This window comes from Limosilactobacillus alvi (assembly GCF_016900115.1).
Lineage (GTDB): Bacteria > Bacillota > Bacilli > Lactobacillales > Lactobacillaceae > Limosilactobacillus > Limosilactobacillus alvi.
On sequence record NZ_JACJJQ010000010.1, the window covers coordinates 41,907 to 50,389 of the forward strand.

Below are 8,483 nucleotides of genomic sequence, written 5' to 3' on the forward strand. Positions count from 1 at the left end.
CGGGATAAGAAGGGCGAAGGTTGATTCGTTAGAATCGACCTTTCGTTCGCACTTATCCGCTAAGGCCGTGATTTGGAGCGAACCAGCCAACTGGTTTGGCGTTTGTGAGCCCATGCAAGGCTGAATCGGTTGGTGCGACCGTCAGGGAAGCAACTGCCATTCAGCTACTGCTTTGACCTTAGTTACTGAGTAACATTCGGAGATGACAAAGGCTGGGGAGAAACATGAGTTTCTTCCCAGCCTTTTCCTTTTCTAATCAAAAAGAGGCTGGCACAGCCAGCCTCAAGGAGTACTACGAATATCTTAGGGGAGATTTCGTAATTAATCTATTTTTCGGTTACTATTTGGGAGGAGTAATTGAAAAATAATAGGTTTCGGTTAATCGTGATAAGACATCTCCTTACCACGGTTCTTATAGTAACAGTCGAGTGTGAAGAAAATATGATGAAAGCCTAAAGTTACCAGTAAGAGCGGCAAAATAATTTACCATGCAGAAGCCAAGCCAACTTGTGGTAAGATTGAGATACTGATCTTGGTGAAAGGAAATAGGACGATGCTAAAAATATACAACACCTTAACGCGGCAAAAAGAAGCCTTTAAGCCAATTACCCCCGGAGTAGTAAATATGTATGTTTGTGGACCAACTGTTTATAATTACATCCATATCGGGAATGCGCGGAGTGTCGTTGCTTTTGATACTGTTCGGCGGTATTTAGAATTTAAAGGCTATCAGGTTAACTATGTTTCTAATTTTACTGACGTCGATGATAAGATGATTAAGGCCGCCAATGAACAGGGGATTACCGTTCCTGAATTAGCTGACAAGTATATTCAAGCTTTTATGGAAGATACAAAAGCACTTAACGTTGAAGATGCTACGATGCATCCCCGGGCAACGGAAAACATTGCGGAAATTATTCAAGTAGTTCAAACGTTGATTGAAAAGGGATATGCTTACGAAGCTGATGGTGATGTTTATTATCGGGCGCGGAAATTTAAACGTTATGGGGCTCTTTCTGGTCAATCCTTAAATGACCTCGAAGTTGGGGCGAGTGAGCACGTTAGCCAAGATGAAGTTGATAAAAAAGAAGATCCGCTTGATTTTGCCCTTTGGAAGGCTGCTAAGCCAGGCGAAATTAATTGGGAGTCACCATGGGGACCGGGGCGGCCAGGTTGGCATATTGAATGTTCCGTAATGTCAACCAAATACTTGGCGAATACGATTGATATTCATGCTGGTGGGCAAGATTTAACCTTTCCACACCATGAAAATGAAATTGCTCAAATTGAACCAGTAACTGGTCAACCATTTGTTCACTATTGGATGCACAATGGTTTCGTTACCATTGGAAAAGAAAATGAAAAGATGAGTAAGTCCTTGCATAATTTTATAACGGTGCATGATTTGCTAAAAACGGTTGATGGACAAGTGCTACGTTTCTTTATGGCAACCACGCAATATCGGCGGCCAATCCAATATAGTGACGAACAACTTCAAGATGCGGCCAGTAACTTAAAGCATTTGCAAAACACTTTTACGAATTTGAGTTACCGGCAAGAAGATGCAGAGGCAGGGAGTGATCCCGCTGTCTCAGACCAAGCTACTAAGTTCAAAGCCCAATTTGTTACGGCGATGGATGATGATATTAACGTTCAAAACGGGATTACAGTGGTTTATGATCTTGCGAAGTATGCTAACTTATATGCTCAAGCTAAAACAGTAAAGCAAGAAGCGATTGATACTTTAAAAAATTTGTTAATCCAATTAACAACAGTTTTTGGTGTTAAATTACAAACGGAAAAAATTAACGATACAGAAATCGAAGTGTTAATTGAACAACGTAATCAAGCACGGAAAGCCAAAAATTTTGCCTTAAGTGATAAGATTCGGGATGATTTAAAGGCTCAGGGGATTATCCTGGAAGATACCCCACAAGGCACACGGTACAGAAAGGAATAAAATGGCAGTAGATTATCGACAACTAAATGGGATTGCTCTAGCGTACTTAGGAGATGCTGTTTATGAGGTGTTTATTCGTGAGCACTTACTAGCGAAGGGGATGGCTAAGCCAAACCGACTCCAGCACGTGGCGACTAATTATGTTTCGGCCAAGGCACAAGCAGCTCTAATTGAAAAGATGCAAGAGGAAGACCTTTTAAATATGGAAGAATGGGGTTACTTCAAGCGGGGGCGGAATGCTAATAGTTACACGCATGCCAAAAATACGAATGTCCTGACTTACCGGATGTCAACTGGCTTTGAAGCCTTAATTGGCTATCTTCAATTGGCAGGAAAAAGGGAACGTTTGAATGAAATCGTGCAGTGGTGCATTATGCATGTCGAAAAGGGGGATTTAAGCCGTGCCAAGTAAACAACCGGAATTTATTATTGGGCGCCATCCAGCTGTAGCGGCCTTAAAATCAGATCAAGAAATTAATAAAGTCTTTATTCAAAAAGATTTACGTTCGGATGCAATTGCTTCAGTTATTAAGTTAGCGCGGGAGCGGCGACTCGTGATTTCAATGGTTCCCAAGACTAAGCTCGATCAAATGACAAATAACGAAAATCACCAAGGGGTTGCACTAGCTGTCGCGGCTTATAAATACGCAACAATTGACGATTTGTTTGCCCGGGCGACTGAACGAGATGAAGCACCATTCTTTTTAATCTTGGATGAATTGGCTGATCCGCACAATTTAGGTTCAATTTTACGGACTGCAGATGCGGCGGGTGTCCACGGTATTATTATCCCAAGACGTCGTTCAGTCGGCTTAACGAGTGTGGTGGCTAAAACTTCAACCGGGGCGATCGAACACGTTCCGGTTGCTCGGGTAACCAACTTGGTCCAAACCGCCAAAGAATTACAAGCCCGGGGATTATGGTTGTTTGGGACTGATATGCAAGGAACTGATTACCGACACTGGGATGCTAAGGGACCGGTTGCCTTAGTGATTGGAAACGAAGGTAAAGGGATTTCTAGTTTACTAAAAAAAACTTGCGATGAGATGCTGACGATCCCGATGATTGGCCATGTTCAAAGCTTGAATGCAAGTGTTGCCGCTAGTCTGCTCATTTATCAAGGATTTAATTCTCGTCACCCACTGGTTAATTAAAAAATTTTTTCAATTTACTTTTGGCGGTAACTAATTTCTGCACTGAGAAATTATTCAAAAGTTTAAAAACGTTCTGTGGACACACTAACTAATTGGTGTGCCCTTTTTTTGTATATTCAGCATAAAAAATAGTTTTACTCCTAAATTTATATTGCTTATTATCTAATTAATTGTAAAAAACGTTGTTGAAAAAGATAGTTAAAAATGATAACTTATTTTTGCTGATAAGTATTTGAATTGTTAATGATAAATTAATTACTGTAATTTGATTATAATAGTGAATTGCTACTAGCTTGCTATTTTAAAATTAAGCAGTTATTTGAATTAGTTTAACAATCAAGTTTTAAACGGTAAAATGCTCAAAAGGGGAGAGATTGATAAGACTAATGAAAAAACCAGAAAAGAAAATTTCCGAGCAAAAGTTAATTTACATGGTTCGGAACCATCATGACGATGCCAGTTTTGAAATGCTTTTTCGCCGGTACCTGCCAATGGTTCATAAACTCCGACGGAAATACACTGGCTTGACAATTAGTTATGAAGATTGGCATCAAGAAGCAGGAATTACTTTGTTTAAGTGTTTGAAGACTTACGATGAAATAGCGGGTGCTTTTGCAACTTACTACCGAAAGATGCTTTTAAATCGATTAAATGATCTTTACCGGAGTCAGCAAACCCAGAAGCGAATGGTGAATACAAAAACCTTTTCTTTGGACCAAATGCCGATGGCTGATCAAATTGAAGATGAGCGGGTTGCAAGTGATAAAGTAGTACGATTCCGCATTGCACTAAATAAATTAACCACTGAGTGTTCGAAATTTGAGTTACTTTGTTTCTTAAAGATTTGTAATGGAATGTCACTTGAAGAAGTAGCAGCCGAACTCCAGAAAGATCCACGCTCAGTTTACTCGGCAATTTGGCGGGTTGAACGAAAGTTTTTGCAGATTCTTGACCAAGAGCGGGATTAAAGAAGTAAGAGACATTCTTGTTCTTCCTATGCAATTATGCTAGAGTAATTCTGAATGGAGGTGGCCGTTATGGCTAACCATAAAGTTGGATTAGAATGCTCAGTCTGCGGTTCACGTAATTATTCAGTCAATGTTAGTACTAATCAGCGTGAACAACGCTTAGAACTAAAAAAGTTTTGTAAACATTGTCAAAAAGTAACTGTTCACCGGCAGACACGTTAAGGGGAGGTAGCTATGCACTTAATTCAGTTTTCCAAGAATGTCGTTAAAGAAATGCATCGCATTGTTTGGCCAACTGCAAAAGAAAATCGGCGTGATACAGCGGTCGTTCTTTCAATTACGATCTTCTTTGTTCTGTTTTTCGCCCTCTTTGATTGGTTGATCCAAATGGGACTTTTGGCTTTTGTAGGTTAGATTTGATTGGTCAAAGTCTACAAGGTCTGGTATAATGTCTTTCTAGGAAGTTTCCGTCTTAGGGCGGGCTTTTTTATTTTGCTTAAATATCAAGACTTCTAAACGAAAATAAGGAGAAAATCGTGGAATCACAAGAAAAACGTTGGTACGTTTTGCACACGTACTCTGGATACGAAAACCGGGTTAAAAGTAACTTGGAATCTCGGGCCCAATCAATGGGAATGGAAGACTACATTTTCCGGGTAATTGTGCCGGAAGAAACGGTTCACCAAGTTAAGGATGGGAAAAGTAAGGATATTGAAGAAAAGGTTTTCCCAGGTTACGTTTTAGTTGAAATGGTAATGACTGACCGGGCCTGGTACATTGCCCGGAATACGCCAGGAGTAACCGGATTTCTTGGTTCTCACGGTGGTGGGTCAAAGCCGACACCATTACAACCAGAAGAAGTTAATCGGATTTTGAGTTGGATGGATGACGAAGCTCCTGAACGGACTGATATTAATGTTGCAGTTGGTGACCACGTTAAGGTTATTGCTGGTTCATTTGCTAACTTAAGTGGGGTTGTAACTGAAGTTGACCATGAACACATGAAGTTGAAGGCTGAGATCGAAATGCTTGGTCGGCAAACTACGGTTGAACTTGGTTTTGACCAAATTGCAGCGGTTGAATAAATTTAAGTTGTATTTCTAGAATAGATGTGGTAGTTTTATAAGGTATGCTATCAACATACTGTGGGAGGGGCAAATTCTTATCCCCCATCATTACCACAACACGGACTAAGGAGGTTTTGTCTCGTGGCAAAGAAAGTAGCAAACATTGTCAAGTTACAAATTCCTGCTGGTGCAGCAACACCTGCTCCACCGGTAGGTCCTGCCCTTGGGCAAGCAGGGATTAACATTATGGGCTTCACGAAGGAATTCAACGCCCGGACTGCTGATCAAAAAGGAATGTTAATTCCAGTTGTGATCACGGTTTACGAAGACCGTTCCTTCGAATTTATCACCAAGACGCCACCTGCTGCTGTCTTGCTGAAGAAGGCCGCTGGTGTTGAACACGGTTCCGGTGAACCTAACACGAAGAAGGTTGCTTCTGTAACCAAGGCACAAGTTAAGGAAATCGCCGAAACTAAGATGCAAGATCTAAACGCCGCTGACGTAGAAGCAGCTATGCGCATGATCGAAGGTACTGCCCGGAGCATGGGCTTCACTGTTGAAGACTAGGCTCTAGCAGACCGGGCACTTTTTGAAAAAAAAGTTGTCCCCGTGGGAGGAGACTTCCGCTAGACCACATTTGCAAGGAGGATACATCAAGATGGCTAAAACTCGTGGTAAGAAGTACCAAGACGCGTTGAAGAAGGTTGAAGCTAAGAAGCAATACGCCTTAACTGACGCAGTTAAATTAGTAAAAGATATTGATTTTGCAAACTTCGACGCAACGGTTGAAGTTGCATTTAACTTAAACGTTGACACTAAGCAAGCGGACCAACAATTACGGGGTGCCGTAGTTCTGCCTAACGGAACTGGTAAGGACCAAACGGTTATCGTATTTGCCAAGGGTGAAAACGCTAAGGCTGCTCAAGAAGCCGGTGCGGACTTTGTTGGTGACCAAGACTTAGTTGAAAAGATCCAAGACGGTTGGCTTGACTTTGACGTTGCAATCGCTACCCCAGACATGATGCCACAAGTTGGTCGTTTGGGTCGGGTCTTAGGGCCTAAAGGCTTAATGCCAAACCCTAAGACTGGTACGGTTACGATGGACGTAGCTAAGGCCGTTTCTGAATCAAAGGCTGGTAAGGTTACTTACCGGACTGACCGGGATGGAAACGTTGCTGTTCCATTCGGTAAAGTTTCCTTTGATGCTGACAAGTTAGTTGAAAACTTAAAGACGATTGAAGACATCATTATTAAGTCACGGCCAGCTGCTGTGCGTGGGACTTACATCAAGCATGCTTCAATTGCTTCAACTTTTGGCCCAAGTGTTACCTTGGACTTAACTGACTTCTCGTCAGCACGGTAATCAAAGTAAACGCTGAAAGTTAAAAGACTGGGCATTCGCCTGGTCTTTTTTTTACATAGCAGGTAAAATGCTAATGGTAGAAGATATCGTTATCATGACCTGTGATAGAAAGAGGAAAAGTAAATGGAATATCTGTTGGGAATCGATGTAGGAACCGTCCGGACAAAAGGAATTTTGTACGACAGCAAATTGCAACCAAAGAAAGGTTTTCGCGAAACGTATCCTTTGTATCGGGATGCAAAAGGAATGGCTGAACAAGAGCCCGCTGAGGTTTTAGCAGCGGTCGAAAAGGTTATTAATCAAGCCTATCAAGAAGTACAACGAAATAATTGTGATTTGCTAGCCATCGCTTTTTCAAGTGAAAATCAAAGTTTACTACTTTTGGATGAAAATTTTCAACCAATCAGTCGGATCTTAACCTGGGCAGATACGCGAGCTCGGTTGGTAGCGAGTCGGGTAAAACGAAATCTGATTGCCCGGGAGCTTTACATGGATACTGGGACGCCAATTCATCCAATGTCACCATTTACAAAATTACTCTGGTTGAAAGAAGACCAACCAGAACGGTTGAAAGCTACCACCTATGTTGCTGATATTAAGTCATATCTGTTTCACCATTTTTTTGGCGAATTCAAGATTGATATTTCGGTAGCTTCTTGTTCGGGAATGTGGAATATTAATACCCGGACTTGGGATCGTCAGGCTCTAGAAATGACAGGAATAAGTACGAGTCAACTACCGGAAATTGTTGAGAGTACTACCCAAGCAATTGGCCTGACGACGAGGGCTCAAAAAGAATTACACGTTCCGGTACAGACGCCATTTGTATACGGTGCTTTCGGAGGGGCCTCCTCAAATATTGGAATGGGGGCGGTTGATGCTTCCACAGCAGCGATTGCAATTGGGACTTCAGCCGCTGTCCGCGTCATCACGGATTCACCAGTTATCGATCCACATCAACGCCTTTTTTGTTACACTTTGGATAATGAACACTGGGTTGTTGGGGGACCATTAAATAATGGTGGTGATGTTTATCAATGGGCGGTTAATCACTTAGTTGACGCTAAAGCGGTTACAAATGAAAAAAAGACGCCATTTCAATTAGCAAATCAAATTATCGAAGGTGTTCCAGCTGGTTCGCACGGTTTAATTTTCCATCCTTTCTTGGGGGGAGAACGGGCGCCAATCTGGGATGCTAATGCTCGAGGCTCATTCTTCGGCTTGAACTTACTGCATACTCGGGCGGATATGCTACGTTCAGTGATGGAAGGGATTACCATGAATGTCGGTAGTGTCTTTGAAGTTGTTCGCGATCTAGTTGGTGATCCAGAAAAAATTATGGCATCTGGTGGCTTTACTGATTCCGAAGTATGGCGCCAAATGTTAGCTGATGTAATTGGCTTTCCAGTTGGGGTAGCAATGGCCCATGGTGGCTGTTGCCTTGGGGCAGCAACAATTGCCCTCAAGAGCCTAGGGCGGATTGATGATTACGCTGAAGTAAAGGGGATGCTTAGTCAGCCTGAGGTTTATGATCCAGATGACATGGCGGCCTATACTTATCAAAAGTACCAGCCGCTTTTCAACCAAGTTGAACATCTTTTAACCCCAGCCTACGAAGCGATTTCCCAATTACAAGAGAAATGAGGTTGGGAAAAAAGCTCCTTGACGGCCTGGTTGGGATAAGAAGGACGAAGGTTGATTCATTAGAATCGACCTTTCGTTCGCACTTATCCGCTAAGGCCGTGCTTTTTGACCTTAGTTACTGAGTAACATTCGGAGATGACAAACAACCTAAGATTAGTTCAGGATGAATTTTACCATCCTGGACTTTTTTATTACCCTAAAGATAGAGCTAAGGTCGTCCATAGCCTCAGGGACTGCGAGTCCGTATCACAAAATGACCTCCGCTATCTTTGCTTTGATATTTTGATTTTCAGGTTGTGGGACTACGAGTTCGAGTATAGGAAATGA

10 protein-coding genes are annotated in these 8,483 nt (G+C 42.1%); all 10 read left to right on the plus strand.

Going from position 1 to position 8,483, the window contains the following annotated elements; all coding sequences use genetic code 11:
• Positions 1-553: 553 nt before the first annotated feature.
• The 10 genes from cysS (at position 554) to H5993_RS03425 (ending at position 8,156) form a co-directional block, all read left to right on the plus strand.
• On the plus strand, positions 554-1,960 hold the full coding sequence (gene cysS, locus H5993_RS03380) for a cysteine--tRNA ligase (RefSeq protein ID WP_204776228.1): 1,407 nt from the start codon (positions 554-556) through the stop codon (positions 1,958-1,960).
• 1 nt (position 1,961) lies between these two features.
• Positions 1,962-2,372 (plus strand): Mini-ribonuclease 3, encoded by a 411-nt coding sequence (locus H5993_RS03385; RefSeq protein WP_204776229.1) that lies wholly within the window; start codon positions 1,962-1,964, stop codon positions 2,370-2,372.
• The gene (rlmB, locus tag H5993_RS03390; RefSeq protein ID WP_204776230.1) at positions 2,362-3,114 is read left to right on the plus strand and encodes a 23S rRNA (guanosine(2251)-2'-O)-methyltransferase RlmB; all 753 of its coding nucleotides are present in this window, start codon (positions 2,362-2,364) and stop codon (positions 3,112-3,114) included. Before H5993_RS03385 ends, rlmB begins: the two co-directional genes overlap by 11 nt.
• A 386-nt stretch (positions 3,115-3,500) precedes the next feature.
• Positions 3,501-4,082, plus strand: a complete 582-nt coding sequence (locus tag H5993_RS03395; RefSeq protein WP_204776231.1) for a sigma-70 family RNA polymerase sigma factor — start codon at positions 3,501-3,503, stop codon at positions 4,080-4,082.
• Between the two features lie 69 nt (positions 4,083-4,151).
• Positions 4,152-4,304 (plus strand): 50S ribosomal protein L33, encoded by a 153-nt coding sequence (gene rpmG / locus H5993_RS03400; protein WP_180870534.1) that lies wholly within the window; start codon positions 4,152-4,154, stop codon positions 4,302-4,304.
• A gap of 12 nt (positions 4,305-4,316) precedes the next feature.
• A complete protein-coding gene (secE, locus tag H5993_RS03405) occupies positions 4,317-4,496 on the plus strand; it encodes a preprotein translocase subunit SecE (RefSeq protein ID WP_204776232.1) in 180 nt (59 codons plus the stop codon).
• A gap of 122 nt (positions 4,497-4,618) precedes the next feature.
• Entirely contained in the window at positions 4,619-5,167 is a 549-nt protein-coding gene (nusG, locus tag H5993_RS03410) for a transcription termination/antitermination protein NusG (RefSeq protein ID WP_180870530.1), read from the plus strand.
• 123 nt (positions 5,168-5,290) lie between these two features.
• Positions 5,291-5,716 carry a 50S ribosomal protein L11 gene (gene rplK / locus H5993_RS03415; protein WP_180870529.1) on the plus strand — a complete coding sequence of 142 codons (426 nt, stop codon included), beginning with the start codon at positions 5,291-5,293 and terminating at the stop codon, positions 5,714-5,716.
• A 91-nt stretch (positions 5,717-5,807) separates the two neighbouring features.
• Positions 5,808-6,512: a 50S ribosomal protein L1 gene (rplA, locus tag H5993_RS03420; protein WP_180870527.1), complete on the plus strand. Its 705-nt coding sequence runs from the start codon at positions 5,808-5,810 to the stop codon at positions 6,510-6,512.
• A gap of 123 nt (positions 6,513-6,635) precedes the next feature.
• A complete protein-coding gene (locus H5993_RS03425) occupies positions 6,636-8,156 on the plus strand; it encodes a gluconokinase (protein WP_204776233.1) in 1,521 nt (506 codons plus the stop codon).
• Positions 8,157-8,483 lie beyond the last annotated feature (327 nt).